The 20,437-nt window shown below is 43.5% G+C and carries 16 protein-coding genes; 5 read left to right on the forward strand and 11 right to left on the reverse strand.

Features of this window, described 5'->3' with window-relative positions:
• Window positions 1-145 precede the first annotated feature (145 nt).
• Window positions 146-1,294: a hypothetical protein gene (locus tag Q4561_RS14150; RefSeq protein ID WP_303461369.1), complete on the reverse strand. Its 1,149-nt coding sequence runs from the start codon at window positions 1,292-1,294 to the stop codon at window positions 146-148.
• A 214-nt stretch (window positions 1,295-1,508) separates the two neighbouring features.
• On the opposite strand from Q4561_RS14150, the gene Q4561_RS14155 reads away from it, so the two are divergent.
• Window positions 1,509-3,374, forward strand: coding sequence for an alkaline phosphatase family protein (locus Q4561_RS14155; protein WP_303461502.1), 1,866 nt, complete (start codon window positions 1,509-1,511; stop codon window positions 3,372-3,374).
• A gap of 151 nt (window positions 3,375-3,525) precedes the next feature.
• Here Q4561_RS14155 and Q4561_RS14160 read toward each other — a convergent pair whose 3' ends face one another.
• Genes Q4561_RS14160 through Q4561_RS14170 form a run of 3 tightly spaced genes read right to left on the reverse strand, consistent with a single transcriptional unit; the run spans window position 3,526 to window position 6,566 of the window.
• Window positions 3,526-3,879: a cupredoxin domain-containing protein gene (locus Q4561_RS14160; protein WP_303461371.1), complete on the reverse strand. Its 354-nt coding sequence runs from the start codon at window positions 3,877-3,879 to the stop codon at window positions 3,526-3,528.
• A gap of 10 nt (window positions 3,880-3,889) precedes the next feature.
• Window positions 3,890-6,133, reverse strand: coding sequence for a heavy metal translocating P-type ATPase (locus Q4561_RS14165; RefSeq protein ID WP_303461373.1), 2,244 nt, complete (start codon window positions 6,131-6,133; stop codon window positions 3,890-3,892).
• On the reverse strand, window positions 6,126-6,566 hold the full coding sequence (locus tag Q4561_RS14170) for a MerR family transcriptional regulator (RefSeq protein ID WP_303461374.1): 441 nt from the start codon (window positions 6,564-6,566) through the stop codon (window positions 6,126-6,128). Before Q4561_RS14170 ends, Q4561_RS14165 begins: the two co-directional genes overlap by 8 nt.
• A 362-nt stretch (window positions 6,567-6,928) precedes the next feature.
• Between Q4561_RS14170 and fldB the strand changes: the two genes are divergently transcribed.
• The 4 genes from fldB (at window position 6,929) to Q4561_RS14190 (ending at window position 10,334) form a co-directional block, all read left to right on the forward strand.
• Window positions 6,929-7,468: a flavodoxin FldB gene (fldB, locus tag Q4561_RS14175; protein WP_303461375.1), complete on the forward strand. Its 540-nt coding sequence runs from the start codon at window positions 6,929-6,931 to the stop codon at window positions 7,466-7,468.
• Window positions 7,469-7,470: 2 nt separating this feature from the next.
• Window positions 7,471-8,256, forward strand: a complete 786-nt coding sequence (locus Q4561_RS14180; protein WP_303461377.1) for a CLCA_X family protein — start codon at window positions 7,471-7,473, stop codon at window positions 8,254-8,256.
• A gap of 140 nt (window positions 8,257-8,396) precedes the next feature.
• A complete protein-coding gene (locus Q4561_RS14185; RefSeq protein ID WP_303461379.1) occupies window positions 8,397-8,804 on the forward strand; it encodes a biopolymer transporter ExbD in 408 nt (135 codons plus the stop codon).
• 171 nt (window positions 8,805-8,975) lie between these two features.
• Window positions 8,976-10,334, forward strand: a complete 1,359-nt coding sequence (locus Q4561_RS14190) for a choice-of-anchor A family protein (protein WP_303461380.1) — start codon at window positions 8,976-8,978, stop codon at window positions 10,332-10,334.
• Here the strand turns inward: Q4561_RS14190 and Q4561_RS14195 are convergent.
• From Q4561_RS14195 to Q4561_RS14225, 7 genes are all read right to left on the reverse strand, one after another.
• Window positions 10,317-12,866 (reverse strand): cellulose synthase subunit BcsC-related outer membrane protein, encoded by a 2,550-nt coding sequence (locus tag Q4561_RS14195; protein WP_303461382.1) that lies wholly within the window; start codon window positions 12,864-12,866, stop codon window positions 10,317-10,319. The two genes, Q4561_RS14190 and Q4561_RS14195, sit on opposite strands and share 18 nt — an antisense overlap.
• Complete coding sequence (locus Q4561_RS14200; RefSeq protein ID WP_303461384.1) at window positions 12,866-13,897, reverse strand: glycosyl hydrolase family 8; 1,032 nt, start codon at window positions 13,895-13,897, stop codon at window positions 12,866-12,868. The genes Q4561_RS14195 and Q4561_RS14200 overlap by 1 nt, the downstream gene beginning before the upstream one ends.
• On the reverse strand, window positions 13,891-16,167 hold the full coding sequence (locus Q4561_RS14205) for a cellulose biosynthesis cyclic di-GMP-binding regulatory protein BcsB (RefSeq protein ID WP_303461386.1): 2,277 nt from the start codon (window positions 16,165-16,167) through the stop codon (window positions 13,891-13,893). The genes Q4561_RS14200 and Q4561_RS14205 overlap by 7 nt, the downstream gene beginning before the upstream one ends.
• The gene (gene bcsA, locus Q4561_RS14210; RefSeq protein WP_303461388.1) at window positions 16,164-18,386 is read right to left on the reverse strand and encodes a UDP-forming cellulose synthase catalytic subunit; all 2,223 of its coding nucleotides are present in this window, start codon (window positions 18,384-18,386) and stop codon (window positions 16,164-16,166) included. Before bcsA ends, Q4561_RS14205 begins: the two co-directional genes overlap by 4 nt.
• A complete protein-coding gene (locus Q4561_RS14215; RefSeq protein WP_303461390.1) occupies window positions 18,367-18,870 on the reverse strand; it encodes a hypothetical protein in 504 nt (167 codons plus the stop codon). Before Q4561_RS14215 ends, bcsA begins: the two co-directional genes overlap by 20 nt.
• Window positions 18,871-19,079: 209 nt before the next feature.
• On the reverse strand, window positions 19,080-19,580 hold the full coding sequence (locus Q4561_RS14220) for a YgjV family protein (RefSeq protein ID WP_303461391.1): 501 nt from the start codon (window positions 19,578-19,580) through the stop codon (window positions 19,080-19,082).
• A 15-nt stretch (window positions 19,581-19,595) separates the two neighbouring features.
• The gene (locus Q4561_RS14225; protein ID WP_303461393.1) at window positions 19,596-20,360 is read right to left on the reverse strand and encodes a tRNA1(Val) (adenine(37)-N6)-methyltransferase; all 765 of its coding nucleotides are present in this window, start codon (window positions 20,358-20,360) and stop codon (window positions 19,596-19,598) included.
• Window positions 20,361-20,437 lie beyond the last annotated feature (77 nt).

The following is a 20,437-nucleotide window of genomic DNA, read 5'->3' on the forward strand; positions in this document are numbered from 1 at the left end:
CAAACAAAAATGCGGTTACAGATTAAAATCTGTAACCGCATTTTTTATTTCTATCAATAGCCTGTGTATTGAAGCCCAGCGCTATTGCAACATAGCGTTTTTGGAGTTCTTTGCTACTGAAGCTTAGTGCTACTGACGCATAGCACTACTGAAACCATGCGTCATTTAAAGGCACCGAGAACAACAGCGGTGCCATGGCTTCGTAACGTGGTGTCTCTGCTTCACATTTGACGTTCTTCAAGTAGTTTACTTTCCACGGGTCGTTAATTAACCACAAGGTATCTTCTACTACTACCAGTCCTTCAATTGAGGCGTTATCCATTACATATTCGCCACAATTATTGTCCGCACTTACATTAAACTGCATGGGAATACGCTTGGTTTCAACTTTACCGGCTACATCAATGACCCATACTTCGTTGTCGTTTCTAGCAGCAGCAAGTAAGAAATTATCATCGTTATCCGCAGTACTATAAAGCGCTAAGCCATTAATTGGGTGGCTACCCGCATCAAAAATAGGCACCGATAAATCAGGTTCATCTACCACAGCGAAATCCGCACTTTGCCAAAAATCATCCGTTATGTTTAATGAAAAAATACGCGGCTGCCCTGTTTTGTCTTTCTCAAGACCTAAGTACAAGGTGCCATCTTTTGCCATGGCCATGCCCTCAATACCGTCGTTGGGAAAGTTACCCACTTCAAATTCGGTAGGAAACTGCAAAGGACGAACATGGGTCATGGTGACGCTATCATTCTCATCCCGCTCTAATCGAACCAACAAGGTGGGATAATCGGTAGAGCCCGTGTTTTGATATTTCTTTTCGCAGCGGGTTGAGAGAGTCCCCGTGCGGGTGGCATCTTCGGTAACGGTATAAATCACATTCGGGTTACTTGGGTCGCTTGCTAGCGCTTCTAAATCTGGTGCATTAGTTAAGTAGTCACTAAAACAACTTCGGCGCACTTTTGTGGCTAGGTTGAATGCATTACTTGAGTTGGTTAATGTTGCCGTATCTTTATCAAGAAAATGCAGTTTTCTTTGCTGCTCGAACGCGGCACTCCCATCTGCAATGGTCACGAGTTGGCCATCAATTTCAATAAGCCCTGAGGTTTGAGGGTCTTGCATAACATCGCTAGTATCGGTGGATATCCAGCGCCCTATTGATGTTAATACCGTAGCGGTATTTGCACTTGGTGCTGCTTCGGTAAATGTGGCTTCTTTTTTTTCACTACAGCCTGTAATAGCACCAGCAAGCAAAAGCCCAGTACATGCGGCAACGGCACAACTTTTCAACATAACCTTTTTCCTTCAACTTAAGATGCGGCTAACCAAAATGCTACCTAAGCATTTTGTGAAAGGGCGCATCTAGTAATAACGCTAGTATCAGCAAAACCCAATGGGTTAAAAATTGTAAGCGAGTATATCTTCCATACCGTTTAAAACCAAAAAAGAGTAAGGTACATTTTTCTTCTGATTGCTTTTGGTAGGAGCTATTATTTTTAAGCAATATATTCCTGCGGTAATTGCAGGCCCAATCGTTAGACGAGTGACACAAAACACCTGTCACATTTGGTTAGTAACGTCTAAGAGTACAGTCCCAACATTTTCGCTGACGCAACATGATGTGCAGCTAGAAGCAGAGTTGGATTGCACCTGTGTACAAGTAGGTAAACACGCATTCATTCACTTATTGTCTGCTACTATAGATGAAAGCTTTACTGCCAATATACCTGTTTACTACCAACTTACCTTTACGGCGGCTGAGTGCCAAGAAAAGTGGCTTGAAGATCTCGAATCTTTACTTTATTCAGACCAAACTGCATTAAGCTTTTGCTGGACCAACAAGCCAGAAACCATACTGCATGGCTCTTGTCGAAAGCCTCATTTTGATGGCGATGATGCCCTGGCCCAAGTCGATCATTTGCTCGATAACGCCATTGCGTCAAACAGCCCTCGCCCTGATGTGCTTATGATGACAGGGGATCAGGTATACACCGATGATGTCGCCGGCCCTACCCTACAAGCCATTCACCAAACCATAGCCTTGCTTGGGCTTTTCGAAGAGCCACTTGATGGCGCGATATTAGATAACTCAGCAGAGTTGCCTACTCACCCCCATGGTTTTTATGAGCGAGAGCAGTTACTGCCACAAACAGAAACAAACACCGCCCTCTCATCACTCTTCTTTGGTGCCAAAAGAAAACCCATATTCACCTCGGTTAATGCGCAAAACCACTTAATAAGTTGTGCTGAAGTGATGGCTATGTATTTCTTGGTGTGGTCCCCTGCCCTGTGGCGAAATGTGACTTTTCATATCAATGATGTAGCCGCGCAACACAAAGACACTTTTAAAAAAGAACAAAGTGCCATTGAAGGGTTTGTAAATAAGTTGCCAAATGTTCGACGGGCGCTGGCGCACATTCCTGTTTATATGATTTTTGACGACCATGATGTCACCGACGACTGGAATCTTACACGAGGTTGGGAACAAGAAGTTTATGGGAACCCCTTCTCTAAACGCATGATTGGCAATGCCCTTATCGGCTATTTACTTTGCCAAGGTTGGGGCAATGCGCCGCAAAAATGCGCGCCGTTAGTTGCAAGAGCGTGCGACACCTTTACCGAAACGGGCATGGTGGAACAAGACGAACTCATCGAACAATTGTTAGACTTTGAACATTGGAACTATCGCTTAGACACTACGCCACCTATTGAGGTACTAGATACCCGAACCCGTCGTTGGCGCTCGGAATCGAGTATGAAAAAGCCGTCTGGCTTGATGGACTGGGAAGCGCTGTGCGACTTTCAGCACAATATTATTGGAAAGGATGCCGTAATAGTGGTGTCGGCTGCCCCTATTTATGGGGTTAAATTTATTGAAGCCATTCAAAAGACTTTCACCTTCTTTGGCAAGGCACTTACTGTGGACGCCGAAAACTGGATGGCACACAAAGGCACGGCAAATGTCATGTTGAACATTTTTCGGCATTACAAAACGCCCCCTGAATTTATTATCTTATCCGGTGATGTTCATTACTCGTTTGTATATGACGTAAGACTACGTTTTCGCCGCAATAGCCCTCACATTACCCAGTTTACTTGTAGCGGATTAAAGAACGCCTTTCCCGATGGCTTAATTCGCTGGTTAGATAGGCTTAACCGTGTTTTCTATGGGCCAAAATCTGTGCTCAATGTGTTCACAAGACGCAGAAATATGTCGGTCACCGCCAGAGAACCTTCATCAGGATACGGTGAGCTTTATAACGGCTGCGCCATCGGTATATTACAAATTTCACAAAATAGTACAGTTGTTGGCTGCAAAGCTTTGTTGAGCAACGGTAAAGAGGTAGAATTCCCGCCCTTAAAAGATGATTAGTTTGTACGAAAAAAGACTGTGAACCTCACTAGGGAATAAGCTCGCCAGCATAATTTAAAAGAATAACTGTAGCTTGCGGGGCGTGGGCGACCTAACCTATTGCATAGCTCAACATGCTGTTAGGCCGTATCAATATTAATTCAGGATAATACTACTTCGCGATTAACGTGCCTTTGTACATTTGCATTTGGCAATGAAAAACGTATTCGCCAGCTTTAAGAGCAGGCAAAGTGATTTTATTGTCATCCCCCATTGCCAAGCTTTTGCTTATATCCAGTTGTGGAAACACTACGGTTTCGGCGCACGGTGCACTGTCTTTTCTATCAAAAGTGAGCTCTACTTTTTTATCGGCCGCGACTTTGATATTGGCAGGCTGATACACGCCGTTATCTACCACTATAGTGGCTGTATTATTATCAGTTTCAATTTGCTTTGGTTTGTACAACCAAAACCAGTAAATGATTGCCGTTATTAGAACAGCGCCGAGTATATTAATCATCAACATAATCTACTCCCTAAGATTTATTGGGCTTAAAAAAGCGTAAGCGGTTAGCGTTAGTAACAACCGTTAACGATGAAAGCGCCATAGCGGCTCCCGCAACAACAGGGTTTAATAACAAGCCAAAAAATGGATAGAGCACGCCTGCTGCAAGAGGAATACCCGCTACGTTATAAATAAAGGCACCGAACAGGTTTTGCTTAATGTTACCAATAGTCGCGCTACTTATCGCTATTGCATCAGCTAAACCGTGGAGTGAACCTCGCATTAATGTGACATCGGCACTTTCAATAGCTACATCTGTGCCTGTTCCAATTGCAAAACCTACATCCGCCGTGGCAAGCGCAGGAGCATCGTTAATACCATCCCCGGTCATACCTACAACCTCGCCTTGCTGTTGACGTTTAGTGACTTCGTTTACTTTATCCTCTGGCAGCACTTCTGCGATAAAATCATTAATACCGACTTTTTTAGCTACAGCGTGCGCGGTTGCTTGGTTATCACCAGTTAGCATTACAATATGAATGCCTTTATTTTGCAGACGCTTAATTGCCTCAGCTGAGTCTTCTTTTATTGGATCGGCCACCGCAATTAACGCTGTTAGCTGGTTATTAGAAGCAAGATACATGGGCGTTTTAGCATCTTTTGCAAAGCCTTGTGCTCGCTCAGCGGCTTCGTCAACGGCAATCTCGTATTTATCCATAAGCGCTTTATTACCAAATAACAGAGTTTGCTCGTTCACCGTACCGCTTACACCTTTACCTGTAATGGCTTCAAAGTCGGTAACTTTACTTAACTTCAGGCTTTGTTTCTCAGCGTACTGCGTAATAGCGTCTGCTAGAGGGTGCTCAGAGCCACTCTCTAAGCTTGCCACTAGCAGCATTACGTTACTTTCATCCGCGTTATTAAACGTAACAACGTCTGTTACTTGTGGTTTACCTTGAGTGATGGTGCCGGTTTTATCTAAAATCATTGTTGTGATTTTAGAGGTGGTTTGCAGGGACTCGCCATTGCGAATTAAAATACCTGATTCAGCGGCTTTACCAACCCCCACCATTACCGACATAGGCGTTGCTAAACCTAGTGCACAGGGGCACGCAATAATAAGCACAGTGGTAAGTGCGACCACAGCATAAGCAATTGAAGGCTCTGGGCCAAAATTAAGCCATGCGAGCGCAGCCAGTACGGCAATAATCATCACTGTAGGTACAAATATACCTGATACAACATCAGCTAAGCGCCCTATCGAAGGCTTGGAGTTTTGTGCCCGCTTAACCATATTAATAATATTAGCAAGGGTGGTTTCATGCCCAACATGTGTGGCTTCAAATAATAAAGTGCCACTTTTATTTATGCTGCCAGCAACAACTTTATCACCAGCTTGTTTGCTTACCGGCATCGGTTCACCTGTGAGCATTGACTCGTCAACACGGCTACTACCTTCAAGTACATTGCCATCTACCGGTATTTTTTCGCCAGGCCGTACACGTACGTTATCGTTTATTTGTACATCGCTTATATCAATATCTTGCTCTTGCCCCTGGCGTACAACTCGCGCTGTTTTAGCCTGCAAGCCAATTAAGCGCTTAATTGCTTGTGAAGTACGCCCACGGGCTTTAATCTCAAAGGCAAGGCCTAAACTTATTAAACCTATAATCATCGAAGATGCTTCAAAATAAACGTGCCTTGCCACCTCAGGTAATAAACTGGGCGCTATGACGACAAACATTGAATATAGCCACGCAGTGCCTGTACCGAGAGCTATTAGCGTATCCATATTTGCAGAATGATTCTTAAACCCCTGCCATGCACCGTTATAAAAATGCTTACCCGATACCGTCATCACGACCAAGGTAACAATTCCCACAGCAAACCATGCTATGCGTTGTGTTGTTGTCGTTACACTCATATCAAAAATAAGGCCGTAAACCATTAAAGGTACGCCTACACCTAAGGCAAGCATCATATTTCGTATGAGTTTTTTGTAATGCGCATTATCCGATTTAGCTTTTTCGTCAAGGGCGTCTTGATCAGATTTATTGCCCATAGGTTTTGCGCCATAGCCTATGTCTTCAACCGCTTTTACTAGCATGTTTTGCTCAGCGCTTCCCTCTACTCGCACAGTGCGCTCTGCAAAGTTCATTTCTGCATTATTTGTACCTTGCACGTTCTTTAAGGCTTTTTCTATTTTGGCTACGCAGCTGCTACAATTAGCGCCTTCAATTATAAAATTCAGCTCGGTACTTTTACTACTATTCATCACGCACCTCATTAGTTACGGGCTTAGGAATAGGATCGGAAAATGTTTCTATTAAACTACATATATCACTTGAAACAGCGCCATCATCAAATGCTTCCCACTGTTTCAATGCAGATTGCATGCGCGTACGTAATTTAAGCGTTTCTTGAAAAAGCGTTTCAGTTTCTTTTAAACGTTTAGCTATAAGCTCACGCGTAAGTGGGCAAGGACAATTCCCTTTCTCTGATTCAGAGATAATACGTTGCACATCTTTTAAAGAAAATCCAAGTTGGCGAGCGCTTTTAATAAACTGTAAACGTTGTTTATCTGCGTTCGTATATTGCTGGTACCCATTGCCTTCACTGCGTACGGGGTTCAAAAGGCCCATTCGAGTGTAGTGACGAACGGTATCAGGCGTCACATCCATTAATTTAGCTAATTGTTTTACATACATAATTTAGCTCCATGTGATTTCAACACCTCAATAATAAACCTATGTGCTGCACATAGGTCAAGGGAGGGGAGCATTAAAGTTTCATCTATTGAAGCCATGCAACATGACTTTCACACTTTGTAAAAGGCGTGCTAGCTACGGACGACGAGAATTAGATGGCACACGAAGGAACGGCATAGAAATATATCAATGACCGCTAAAGCATCATCAAGATACGGTGAGCTTTATAACGGCTGCGCCATTGGTATATTACAAATTTGACAAAATAGTACAGTTGTTGGCTGCAAAGCTTTGTTGAGCAACGGTAAAGAGGTAGAATTCCCGCCCTTAAAAGATGATTAGTTTGTACGAAAGAGGTTTTCATGAGTGATAATGCGCTGTCGATTGGCTTGTTCTACGGTTCAACAACCTGTTATACGGAAATGGCAGCGGAGAAAATTCAGGCACAATTGAACAGCTTATTCGACGAAGACATTGTAGATGTTCACAACATTAAAGATGTTAGTTTGGCTAGAACCGCCGACTACGACGTTATTATCTTCGGTATTTCTACCTGGGACTTTGGTGAACTTCAAGAAGACTGGGAGTCGCACTGGGAAGAAGCCCACCAGCTTAATTTGGAAGGTAAAACTGTAGCCTTGTATGGCATGGGCGACCAACTTGGTTATGCTGATTGGTTTCAAGATGCCTTGGGGATGCTGCACGATGCTATCGCCCCTTCCAACTGCACTATCATTGGTTATTGGCCCAACGAGGGCTATGAGTTCACAGCGTCCAAAGCATTAACGGAAGATAAGTCACAGTTTTTAGGGCTCTCATTAGACGACGAAAACCAATACGACAAATCAGAAGAACGTATTGCTACATGGTGTGAGCAACTGCTTATGTCGCTAGCGGGTTAACTGTGAGCCAAGGGCGCATACACCAAGAATTCTATCGTAATGGTCCTAGCCATAGAGATGGTGCCGACGTCACTTTTCAAGATATTCGCAAACTGTTTAATTTTTCGAGTATCACCATTGGAAAATGGGTAACGGCTGATGAGCAGCAAATAGCGGCGAATCTATTCTTCGACGCCTTGTATGATTTGGCCACCATTTTAAACGTTAACGAACAAGTGCTATCTTTAAATGGCACATTGTCGTTGGCTTTTGGCAGTGGCGGTCAAAAAGGCGCTAGTGCTCATTATAATAGTGCACGAAGACAACTCGCATTAGCCAAGAATGCTGGTGCAGGGGCATTAGCCCATGAGTGGTTTCATGCGTTTGATCATTATATCGCGCCTAAAATGTTTGCCGATGTAGATGTAGGCAGCTTCGCCTCTCAAGCATGGCTAGATAATGCCCCCCTTAACCCCCATCCGCTCAATGAAAAACTGAGTAAATGCTTCTCTTCGTTGTTTTTAGACAACAATAATCGGCCTAACGATTATTTTGTGCGATCTGTAGAAGCGGATCGCGCATTAAAAATCTATTACTACGCAATGCCCCAAGAAATGGCCGCTAGGGCCTTTGAGGCCTGCGTTCAAGACCATACGATCAAAAATGCATTCTTAGTTCAAGGCACAAAAAGATCAACAGAGGCTAGACTTGGCATTTATCCTCATGGTAATTTGCGTATAGCGCTCAATGAGTCGTTGATGTTGTATTTTTACCAATTAGGCGTCGCCATTTCCCACAAACAATCTTAAGTTTGTTGTTTTACGATGGAAACTGAGCAATTTTTCAGCAATAAGTGTTAACGAGCACGCTGTTTTGTACAAAACCCTGTTTATTTTTGTTACAGGCAGTATACTAAAGCGCTCGAACGTAACAGAAAAAAGAAGACGAGATGAAAAGAAAAAAGCATACCTCGGCCGAAGACGAGGCTCAGATTGATATGACCCCCATGTTGGACATCGTGTTCATCATGTTGATTTTCTTCATCGTAACGACCTCGTTCGTGAAAGAAAAAGGGTTAGATACAAACCGCCCAGAAGACAATCAGGCTAAGAACGATCAGCCTTCTAAAGCCCTATCTATTCGTATAGCTGCTGATGGCACTATCATGATGGGTGGCCGTGAAGTTGACATCCGCCGCGTTGTTGCAAACACGCAAACTTATTTAGCGGAAAACAACACTGATTCAGCAGCAATCCAAGCTGATGAAGATACTGAACACGGTACAGTGGTAGAAGTAATGAACCAGGTTAAAGTAGCTGGTATCGATAAAGTTTCGGTACTTGTTAAGAAAGGCTAACGCCCTTCAACTTTAGAAAAACCGCCTTCTAGGCGGTTTTTTTGTATCTAGGGGTATACCAAAGTATCTCTTGTGCTAATGCATGAAATTTGTTCAGATCGTACTATTCGGTGTGCCTGGTGATCCATGTTGAAAAATAGATTCCAGTCTTCGATGTCACTGGAGAAATTTATGCGTAATTCAAATTCAAGTTACAAGATTAAAAACAGTATTACTGGTGTAACACGTGCAGTTGCTTTGTCATTTTTAGCAACAATGCCCCTGCATGCGGCCCAAATAACTCTTAGCGAAGCCTTCGATTATAACGCCTTCATTTTTGAAGACTATACCGGATACTACTCCGATGTAGAGGGCTCTCTTGCCGTAGGTGGCAATGTTACGGTTAACGATTTTGATATCGGCCTTCAACTTTCCCCCGATTTAACTGCAAGCTCATTTTATGTGGGCGGTGATGTTTCCTATACCAATGGAAAGATTCGCAATGGCGAAACCACGGTGAGTGGGGATATTGTTGCTAATAACGTCGAGTTTGAAGATACGGTAAATGCGGGCGGAGACATTAGTATTAGTGAAACTGCCGTCACCAATGGTGATGTGAATGCTGGGGAAACTTTTATAGCGCAGAATGCTGAAGTAAATAATGGCAGTGTTAATGCCACCGATATATCACTGATTAACAGCCAAATTGAAAATGGAAACATCAATGCTGTTGATAGCATATCGCTGACAAACTCTGAAGTAAGTGCTGGCAGTGCAACAGCTGGCAACAGTATTTCTTCCGATGCAAACTCATCGATAAGTGATGACGCCAGTATTGAAGCAGTTTCAACAGTACAAGTAGACAATATTGATTTTGCTGCCATAGAGAGTGAAGTTAAAGCGCAGTCTTCAGACTTTGCCAATATGACAGTGAATGGAGAAACCACATTCTACTGCCAAGGCGCTACCGGCTGTACCGACAGCAGCAGTATTGATGGAATTGTTTTTTCTGGTGAAGATGACGATATTAATATCTTCACCATAGATGCCGAGTGGTTTTCGGTCGGTAATAAAAGTATTACTTACGACTTTTCGACCACCAGCTACAACATAATTAATGTTGTGGGCGATGCTGTATCACTATTTAACACTGGCTTTTTCAACACGGCGTTTGATGGCCAATATTTAGATAACGATCAAAATGCCGATTATCGACACGATGGTACTTACACCAACAATATTTTGTTTAACTTTGTTGACGCTACTGAGGTGACACTGGAATCGGTAGGGATTAAAGGCAGCATACTTGCACCATACGCAGATGTCGCTTTTTATAATGGTCACATAGACGGAAACCTAATAGCCAGCAGCGTATATACCCCTGAAGTGTATTTAACGGACAGCCAAGGAGTAACCTACTTGGCGCCAACCGGACAGGTTAATAACTATGCCTTCGGCATTACTCAGGTATCAGCACCAGGTTCGGTACTTATGCTACTTCCTGCGTTAGCCATGCTATTTGTACGTCGTAAATTACAGCGCAAAGCCTGATAATCGAGGTGACGAGCGCATTAGCTCGTCACTGGTTACACCGATTCCTTTGCCGGGCCGCCAACGAATTTGAACACCAGCTTCGAATGACTGATATTCAACAGCAAATGCCTTCCCAATATACCCCGCGACTATCCATTGCTCAGACAGCCTGTACTGCCCCTCAAACATAGCATTACCACTTAAGCCAGTACTACTATTATATGGCAGCCTTTTATCACCAACGTCCGCATAGGAAGGATCTGTTGTTGATAGCAGTGGAAACCTTAAGTCATCCGACTCTTGCAATATAGATAATCCTAAAGATGCACTTAGTTTAAACTGCCAGCGATGCGCTTCCATCGTTAAGAGTTCTGAGTAACCGCCAATACTCACTAAGTAATCTGGGCTGAAATAGCCACCATTTCCATAAGTGAAGCCGCTTAAATTCTTTTCATAGCCCAAGTAACTTGCAAAGTGACCCACTCGCCAATAATCGAGCCTCTCTGAAACGATGGGCGCTAAGTCGTAACCAATATCAGCGCGCAGAGAAAGAGATTGGTTTTCGTCTACCCGTTCACCAGAAAGCTTAGCCCACGAAAATGTGCCTGCAATAGACCATTGAGGTCTAAAACTGTGTGCCGCTAAGACAGAGACGCCATCAGCTAATACATAACCCCAAGAGTCAGTGTGTTCGCTATTTAACGTACCTGTTTGGCTTAATAAGCTATCTTGTTTAGGTAAACGAAATAATGTGGTCGCTAAGGTGACTTTGGGTAAAAACCAGGTGGCCGAGATTTGCCCGGTAAGGGTGGCATTTTCGGGTTGATCAAATAAGCTATATTCTGCATTTGCATAAAAGTTAAATGCTTCTTGCTGATATTCAACTTCAGCCCGCATTTCTTTATCTTCAAATCCAGATATACCTAAAAAGCTACTTGTCGTTTCGCCATTGGCAAACCAACTTCCTTCTGCCGGTTTACCGCTATAAAGTTGCTTATAATCCAATGCAACTTGCCAGCGCCAGTCAGCTACCATACCGCCTACCCCAACATAACTAATCAACTCATCAAAGTTGCCTAACCCTTCTTGACCACTCCGTGAACGGGTGGTTAACCCCGCCACTGCTGTGTAGGCATCTTTCGTCTGTGCCTCGGTAGCCCTACTATCATTATTGTTGAACGCTAAAATAAATTGTTTTCTAGGCCACGCATTGGTGACTAATTTACGCTGCTGAATTAGAGCAATAAGAGGGAACTCGTTCGCTAATTGTTTCAATTGCGCTGAGTTGTCTTCCTCTAAATTTATTAACGCATTAGCAATATCTTGGTTGTCAGGTTGTGCTTTTAACGTTTCGCTAAAAGCCGCTTTTGCAATGTCAGCATGATGTTGGGAAGCATCTAAGGATTTTGACGCAGCCCACCCCAGAAGTGCTTGTTCACCTACGCGTAATCGACGAATACTTTTTAATGAAAGGCCAGCCTCAACACTTTTCGCAAAGGCACTTTCTTCATAGTAACGAACTTGTTCTGTCGCTAAAAAATCGGCACAACGGGTTAAGAAAACCTGGGAATCGGCGCGGTCGCACGCAAACTCTGCCGCTTCTGTGGTGAGCCCTTGTGCATGCAAACTTAACCACATCCCCTCACTATCATCTAGCAAAGTAAATAGATTTAACGCTTTATCGTACTGCTCTTTATCGTACTGCTCCCAAGCCGCTCCGCTAAGCGCAGCCTTTACTTGGGCCAACTGACTTGCATCGGTTGAAGCTTCTTGTAAAAGCGCCAGGAGCTTAGTATTACGAGTGCCATCAGAGCTACCATCAGAGCTACCGTCACCGCCACCAATGCTAATACCCTCCTTCAAGGCTAGCTCTATGCGGCTGTTGATCACAGCCTGTAGCCCTTCAACCGCCCCTTTTTTCTCGATAACCGTAGTATGCAACCTATCTGCTCGCGCAAAATGGTGCTTGGCTTCAGGTAACAAGCTTTTATCAATAGCTGTCCAACCTAGTAGCATATGATAATCGTAGCGCTCTAAGCTATCGGCAAGCCGAGATAGGCGATTAAAGTGGTTCTGCGTGATGCCTGCTCTCTGTGATTGTGATTGGCTAGCAAGCCTTCGCAATGGCGCATCTTTTGATGGCTCTTTTGAAGGCTCTTGTGTAGGTAGCGATACCTCATCAGGTGCAGGCTGGGTTGCGATAACTGGCTCGGGCGTAGATTGCGCAGCAGAAGGTGCATTCAGCGTTTTTATAGCCTGCTGAATATCGTCGGGAACGACCCAATTAGGAAATTCGTATTTAAGCCTGCCTAATTCTTGATTCGCTAAGACTGTTTGTTTTTCATTGATGTGATACCACAAGCCAGTGACATCTGGCTTATCTAAACGCGCTAATGGCTGTAACTTCTCTTGCTGTTCTTTGTAGGTAGTGGTTACCTGAGCGCTAGCATTGATACTAACAATAGTTGATAAGGGCGTTGCAACACACGCTGCAATTATTGCCACGTTTATCTTAGAACGTTGCCAGTAAGGCGAAAGTAACTGAGACATTAATGGGTAGTATCCATAACCGCAACCATCGAAAGCAGCGTTAAACTAGCAGAATAGTAATCCATATTTCTATCGATAGTAGGTAGAACTAAAGGTTCGTTATCAAGGATATGTCGAACAGCCGATTCAACCGCCTGCATACCGGGAGTCATCGAATATTCTGCTTGCTCTTCGGTAATTAAATTCATGGTCGCAGGCGTATTATCTCCATCCCACCATTGTTTAATATCTGTAAAAAAGGCATCGTCGTCAATACCGGCCCATACCAAATGAAGCGGAATACGGCACGCATTAAAGCCATATTCTTGAGATACGGTGTTTTCCAACGATAATGTGCCTGATGAAATACGCAACCAATCGGGGGGAAGGTTTTGCTTTGAAAATTTTGCCTGATAAATAAGTGATGTACCGCTTTCGTGCAGCGATCGCCAGCGGTGTGGGGTTTTCGATTCTTTCGCCATTGCATCAATAGCAGGGAAAACCCAATAAGATAGATTAGTTTGTACCGAGGCGTCCTCTACAAACCCGTACTCACCAGGCAGCATCACCAAGTACTTTTCAGTTTCAAAAAATAAACTCGACTCCATAGCCTGCATGATATCGGCAGATTCTTCGCGATAATGCCCATCGCCCCACTTTTCTGACGCTCGTAACAATGCCCATGCAATAAGCAGGTCGCCATCAGAGGCATTATTAGGGTCATCAATACAGTTTTTGTCTTTAGAAACACAAGGGCGATAGCGCCAGTGGAATAGCTTATCTTCCCGTTGCATTACGGTTTTTGTCCAAGCCCATACCCTATCAAAAGTAGCTTTATCATCAGCTGCTACCGCGAACAACAAGCCATACCCTTGCCCTTCGCTGTGCGACACATTCTGATTGCCCGTGTCGACTATACGACCATTATCAATAAACAGGGCTTGATAGGCTTGAAAAGCCTTTTGAATATCACGATTGTCTGGGCTAGAACATGACGTTACCAGCCCTCCCAATACTACTACGCAGAGTAGCCTTCTAAGATACGTTACCATGAGTCTTGTACTTGTTTATTTCGGCGTCTTAGCAATAGATAAATCAATAGGCTTACTAAAAATACCAGCAACATAAAGCTGATAAGCCAGTACCAAGGGTTATTAGATAACCATAACCGAGTTGTTAGCCAGAAATTGTCTGCATCACCCACTTCGAACTTTTCACTCACTTGCATGACAAGTAATGGCGTTAAATTATCATCCCAAACGAAGAAGTCACCGGCCATTTGCCCCCAAAGGGACAAGCTGGTTAAGTCGTTAATTCTACTGTTCAACAGTTCTGGGGTTTGAGCCACCAGCAAAAATAAGGTATCGGTAGCGCTATTGTTTGGATGACGTTCAGCAATAAGTACGGCTTGCTCGCCTAAATCGCTCTCTTGCACCGTAACGCCACTGGTACGCATTTTACGATACGACTTATCGTTGGCGATATCCCTAACGCGGTTATACAACATATTCTGTGCACGGTAGGGCCAGCTTTTAGTATTCCCCACGGCTGATACCAAGCTATCTTGGTCAATATCACTTAACGCGTCAGGCGTACCAAGCACGATTAACGACCCCTTATTTGAATTCGCATCACGGGTGATTGCTAAATTAAGCAAGGGGCTTTGTGCTACTTGGCCTAATTTGCCAGCCAGGGTTAAGGCACTATCTAAATATTCGTCGGAAGAGATATAAATACTACTTGGTGGCGCAGTGCTGTAGCGCGCAAAGGGGTACGCGGTTTCACTAAACAAGTTTAAGTCGGGTTGCACGGCAACATGGCCAGCCTCAGGCAATTCTATGCTAGATGAATCATTCAATTGAAATAGTAAGTGTGAGCCGAATACGTTGCTACATGGTACACCCGCTAAAGGCGCGCGCATCGTCGGTTGGAATTCAATACTGTTGATGCCACCTTTAAAAAATCTCGCTGGAATTTTTAATTGGTAATCTCTGAAAGACTCGCCGTTTTCATCGCCTAAATACAATCCATGAACTAATTCTCCATTTACATTTACGTTCATATTAGAGCCAGGACCAACACCCGCGCCATAAGCAAAATCTAATAAAAACTGAACACTGGCGTTCTCCGGAACGTAAAAGTCAGCAGGTAATCTTACCGTTAGCGCTTTAACAAAACTTCCCTCATCTTTAAATTGTTCCGTTCCCACACCTAAATCACTAAAACTGTAACGCTCACCCGGCTGCAATACGGGTGTTTGTTGTAGCATCTCTGCACCCATTTGCGATTGTGAACGCACTACAATACTCGACACTGGGTTCAGCACGTCATCCATTACCGCCAAGGCTTTTGCTGCGGTATATACATCTTCTACGCTCTCACCACTTACAATTAAACGGTAAGACGCTGGCACCCAGGTTTTATCTGCTGCTAAGAAAGCAGGCGTGCGCTCAGCCTTTAAATACGGACCACTGATCTCGTTTATCACTGCATCGGATAACAAAGGAGAAAGAGACTTTTCAGTGCCCACTAAAACATGCACTTGCTGAGTTTTTCCTGCCCCTAGATACCAAGCGGTGTTTTCAAATCTATCTATTCGGCTTTCATTCCAAAACGACTGCGGGTTTTCGGTTTCTACCTCGGGTAACTGATACATATCTGGAATATAGTCGTGCGACACACTAAGCGGCTGATATTGATTTCTAAGCGCGAGTGCTTGCGCAACCAATGGAAGTGTTTTATCTACCACAGAGCCTTCTGAATTTTGTACAGTTAAAAGCTGTACATCTCGCTGTCCGCCAATGCCTGGATTGAAAAAGCCCGCAAGATCATCAAGATTAAAATCATCTACCGCAACCGTTGAATCTAGGGTTAAGGTAGAATTATAAACGTTAACTTCACTCCAAAGCTCAGGGGCACTGCCATCTACACACATTTCGGCATAATGCTGGCTTACGGCTAGTGTTAAGCGATTAAAACCAGCGCGCCATAGCTGTTGAGGTATTTCAATATTTGAAATAAGGCTAGGACGACGAGGATCAAAAGCGATTTGGCCAATAGTGGCATTATTAAAGCGCACATACATGAAAGAGCGTTTTTCGATAAGGGCTTGAGAACTTACCACCTCTAGTCTGAGCGAACCGTCACCTACTTCACTCACTGAACTCAATGGAATTGAAATATCGATACTGTTCGACTTTCCTTTCAATCGAACAATGCTGTCGCCTTCAAAAAAATCACTTAACCGGTACGTTTTTGTATCGGCGAAACTGCTACTTGAAAACAAGCAACAAAGCAGAAGTGAAAAATACAGTCGAATCATTCTTTTTCCCTTACAAACCTAAAGTAGGTTCCTAATTGCGTGAACAGCTTTTTGAATAGAAAAGTGCCGTGAACGGTAATCGGCTTCAAACCTACTTTTAATACATGGCGCATACCAAACCAGTATGAAATAGGACGAGTTCGACGCCGCTGAAACGATTGCCAACGCCGACTATCACATAAACAATAGGCGACAACTTGATTTCGTTCCACATCAGTTTGAGGATTAAACCTCACGCGTAACATATTATTATCGCTATTAAATTCGACAATTTTTATATTTAAATCTACGTTTGATTTTAACGCTTCTGCCCAAGACGTTAATACAACATTAGTAGGAATTAGCGAACTATCTCCTTTTAATCGTATTTTGGCTCCCCCCATAGACAAGTCGATAAGCTCACCTACCCAAGCATTCCCTTCCCCGGCTTTTATTACCACACTGTCGGTGGCCGGCAAGCGAGACTGATTCCTTACTTGCTTGCGCTCTAGTAGCACGCTCATCGCGCTTAGTAATAGCAGCAGGTTGAACCCGTTCCAGAGTAAAACCACCATGGTAAGTTCACGGGTTATAGGCTGATTAATAAATTTATAAATACCCGCAACCATAGCAACCGTTAGCAAGGCGCTAGCCCAATAAAACACATTGGAAAGGGGGGAAACGAAATCTTTATCTAAACTTTCGCCTTTAGGGGTAACAACGAAAGAGGGTGCTCGCGGTTTTATAAATACTTTAATTAACGCCATGAAAGTGAATGCGCACTGCAATATTTCATACAGCTCTGACACCAGAGGCCATCGCGTTCGCCCAAATAACATGGTGGATATCATGTAGGTCGCAATAACGTGAGGAAGCGTGAACGCCAAAATTTCTAACATTGAGGCATGGTAAACCTGTAATCCGAACAACAAATACGCCAATGGCATCAGCATAAAGATGACGCGGGCAAAGGGGAAAAGCCAAAACATGATGGAGCTCATGTAGCCTACCCGCTGATACCAAGATAGCCCTTCGGTTTTATAGGGCTTTTTTAACAGCAATATTTGGGTCATACCTTGCGCCCAACGCATACGCTGTTGAATAAAGGCGTCGAAGGTTTCTGGGGCTAACCCACTCACCATGGGGCGATCGACATATACCGACTCATAACCCATTTTGTGTAAATCTAGGGCAGTTTCTGCATCTTCAGTAATTGAATCACCAGATATTCCGCCAACTAAATCAAGGTGCGCCCTGCGCATTAGCGCTGCTGAACCACAGAAAAATGAACTAGACCAATAATCTAGTCCTTTTTGTATTGTGCCGTAGAACATATCGTTCTCGGAAGGCATACGTGTAAAAGCAGAAAAGTAGTTACGCTCTACAGGGTCTGGGTTGGCCATAAAATGGGGGGTTTGCACCAAAAAGACGTTGTCTTTTTTCACCATCCAGGGCACGGTTCTACTTAAAAAATCACTGGTAGGTACGTGGTCGGCGTCAAGAATAACAATTAACTCACCCGTTGTGTTTTGAATAGCACTGTTCACATTACCCGCTTTGGCGTAGAGATTTTTCTCTCTTGTATGGTAAGTGATGCCTAGCCTTTCACACATAGCAGTAAGCTCGACGCGCCGTGCAAGTGCAGCTTTTCCGGCTACTTTATTTTCTTGATTAACTTTTTGGTCAGTACCGCCATCATCCAACAAATGAATACGCATTTTGTCGGCTGGATAATCCATGATTTTTGCTGCGCGGATGGTGGTCTCTAATATATCTTCAGATTCGTTATAGCTGGGGATCATGATATCAACGGTAGGAATAGCAGCACCGTCTATATCATCTAAGGACAACGTAGGGCGATTTAATGGGAATACATTAACGATACAGCCTAAAATTGACGTAATACCAGCGTATATTTCGGCTAGAAATAGCAACCACATGGCAATAAATGAGAATACGTCGACAGCTGATAAGGTATATAGCCCACGCCAAATTAGATACCTAAGCGTAATGGCGATAGCCAGCACTAGCGCTAGGGTCCTAAAAAAATACTGAAACTTTTGAGTAAAGCTGGCTTCACGGCTACAAAGGGCGATTACCGTTAGAATAACGGCAGAGGATATTAACTGCCCTGCGGCATCCATTGGTGCTAATAATAGTAACGCTAGCAGCGTTGATGCTATTAGCAACACCACAATGTACTGACTTGTGTAATGTTTTTTAGGTGGCGAATTGTCCACTATAGCGATCCAAAATGTGAACGTGCGTAACGTTAGTGTAGTTTGATCTATTAATTAGCGTAACTTTGCCATCGACTATTTCAAGCTCGTGGTTGCTTTGATAGAACATTCTAGAGATATTATCACGCTTTTTTTGACACTCATTGCTGATCAACACACACACTGGATAAATCGCGATACCTAAAGCACTCACTATCGATAAGGTGAAAAATAGCAATGGCGTAAGTGTTGGAGACATATACAAAGAGAATAATAATAGCGATACACTCAACGTCGCAACAATACTAGTAATGTTGCGCACACGGCCCACTTTGAGTAGATTTTGCTCGGCATTAAGGTAAAGATTAAGGCGTTTTTTCCATAACCTTTCAGTATCTTCTTTTGACTGAACGCCAATGAGGTAGGCACTAGGCTCTGAAGGCTCAGTAGACCTTTCGTGCTTTAGCGGTAACGCTGTATTTTGCTGAAAATTGACAACACTCATAATTCACATCACTCCTCATGACTGCACAAGAGTTTACAAATACTCTTACAGAGGGAAAATCACTGGGCCAATACACCCTGATGGTTATTTATACCCAATTGGGGGATGTGATTAAATTCAACTTTCGCCTATTAGCGAAAAGATGTAGGCGCAAACCATTGATAATATGGGCTTTTTATAAAACAGACTTTAGCAACATAGACTAACGACTATGTTTTTTTCTTTTCGCTATGTATTTTGGTGAGAATGCTGACTATGTTACTGATATTAAAAATAGTACCGAAAATACTGCCCACCAATATCGCGTAAATCAGCCCGAGTGTCTCGGCAAGCAAGAAATAACGCCGAATACTTTTAGTTTCTCGCAATACTACAGAGCCCACGGTGAAAATAAGTGCTGAAGCATAGGCGATAAAAATGATCCAACTGTGTTGTAGCACAAACCATTCGTACAGCATGAAGCCTATATTTGCTGCTAAAAAACCAATAAGAACGAAAACACTACGATTTTTAATGGCAATGAAGTTACGAAGCCCTGCGAGCAAGGTGCCGACCCCAGCCGCCATTGCATCGAGCATGAAGAAATGGGTACTTAAACACAGCAAGCCAAACGCCGAAATGAATAGGTAGCGGTCTACCTTGTTTTGTTTATAGCCTACAAAGTTAAACACTACCGCGAGCGCGCCAAATCCTTCTGCGACATACGACATAATTAAATCCTTTAATTAAAAATGGATATAGAAGTCACGACAAAGCTCCTTAAACGCACTGGAGTAAGCCCCCGCCTCATCTCTAATGATAAGCTCGCTCATTTGATGTGTTGCGGATGTTTGTTTACCAAAACAAAAAGCGCTTAGGTATAAGTCACGTTGTGCATTGTGTCTTACCCTTAATATCTTATGCAGATGTAATCCACTTTCTACTGCATAAGCAATAATCTCTTTCTCTCTGGAGTACGGGTAAACAACATAAAGGGTTCCATCGCTACGTAAATGCTGTGCAGCAAAAGTAAAAAGCGTATTCGGGTTAAGCGAAATAGTCTGTCTTGCTATTTTACGCTGAGCGGATTGAGTGCTAAACCCTCGACTTTCACCCTGTACCTGCTCAAAGTAAGGGGGGTTACACACGATAAGATCGAAAATATCATTATGCTGGGTAGGCTCGATTGGATTGATTGGTTCAAGAACGCCTGAGGGAGAAAATTGAGAGAGGTCACAGTGCGCTACCGACACTTTATTCGCCCATGTAGACTCGGCCACATTTTCTGATGCTTGGCGTACTGCGCCCTCATCAATATCGATAGCTTGAATACGAGCAGACGTTGATGTTTTTTGCGCCAACATAAGCGCCAAAATGCCAGTGCCCGTACCTATATCTAGACTGACCTTACTTTGTGTTGCGTCTAACCAACTGCCTAAGATGAGGCTATCTGTGTTCACTTTCATGGCGCAGTTATGTTGGTGAACTACAAATTGCTTACAGCGAAACATACTGATCCTTCGTTCTAACCGTTTTTTGAGGACAGTGAAACGCTCCCAAAACAACGGTTTCGGTTAAACACCGTCCA

Origin of the sequence: Alteromonas sp. 1_MG-2023 (genome assembly GCF_030547075.1) — a bacterium.
Lineage (GTDB): Bacteria > Pseudomonadota > Gammaproteobacteria > Enterobacterales > Alteromonadaceae > Alteromonas.

Bases quoted from the DNA above. Each gene is read 5' to 3' on its own strand.
- Q4561_RS14150 (WP_303461369.1), bottom strand. From the start codon at position 1,294: ATGTTGAAAAGTTGTGCCGTTGCCGCATGTACTGGGCTTTTGCTTGCT.
- Q4561_RS14160 (WP_303461371.1), bottom strand. From the start codon at position 3,879: ATGTTGATGATTAATATACTCGGCGCTGTTCTAATAACGGCAATCATT.
- Q4561_RS14165 (WP_303461373.1), bottom strand. From the start codon at position 6,133: ATGAATAGTAGTAAAAGTACCGAGCTGAATTTTATAATTGAAGGCGCT.
- Q4561_RS14170 (WP_303461374.1), bottom strand. From the start codon at position 6,566: ATGTATGTAAAACAATTAGCTAAATTAATGGATGTGACGCCTGATACC.
- fldB (WP_303461375.1), top strand. From the start codon at position 6,929: ATGAGTGATAATGCGCTGTCGATTGGCTTGTTCTACGGTTCAACAACC.
- Q4561_RS14185 (WP_303461379.1), top strand. From the start codon at position 8,397: ATGAAAAGAAAAAAGCATACCTCGGCCGAAGACGAGGCTCAGATTGAT.
- Q4561_RS14190 (WP_303461380.1), top strand. From the start codon at position 8,976: ATGCGTAATTCAAATTCAAGTTACAAGATTAAAAACAGTATTACTGGT.
- Q4561_RS14195 (WP_303461382.1), bottom strand. From the start codon at position 12,866: ATGTCTCAGTTACTTTCGCCTTACTGGCAACGTTCTAAGATAAACGTG.
- Q4561_RS14200 (WP_303461384.1), bottom strand. From the start codon at position 13,897: ATGGTAACGTATCTTAGAAGGCTACTCTGCGTAGTAGTATTGGGAGGG.
- Q4561_RS14205 (WP_303461386.1), bottom strand. From the start codon at position 16,167: ATGATTCGACTGTATTTTTCACTTCTGCTTTGTTGCTTGTTTTCAAGT.
- Q4561_RS14215 (WP_303461390.1), bottom strand. From the start codon at position 18,870: ATGAGTGTTGTCAATTTTCAGCAAAATACAGCGTTACCGCTAAAGCAC.
- Q4561_RS14220 (WP_303461391.1), bottom strand. From the start codon at position 19,580: ATGTCGTATGTCGCAGAAGGATTTGGCGCGCTCGCGGTAGTGTTTAAC.
- Q4561_RS14225 (WP_303461393.1), bottom strand. From the start codon at position 20,360: ATGTTTCGCTGTAAGCAATTTGTAGTTCACCAACATAACTGCGCCATG.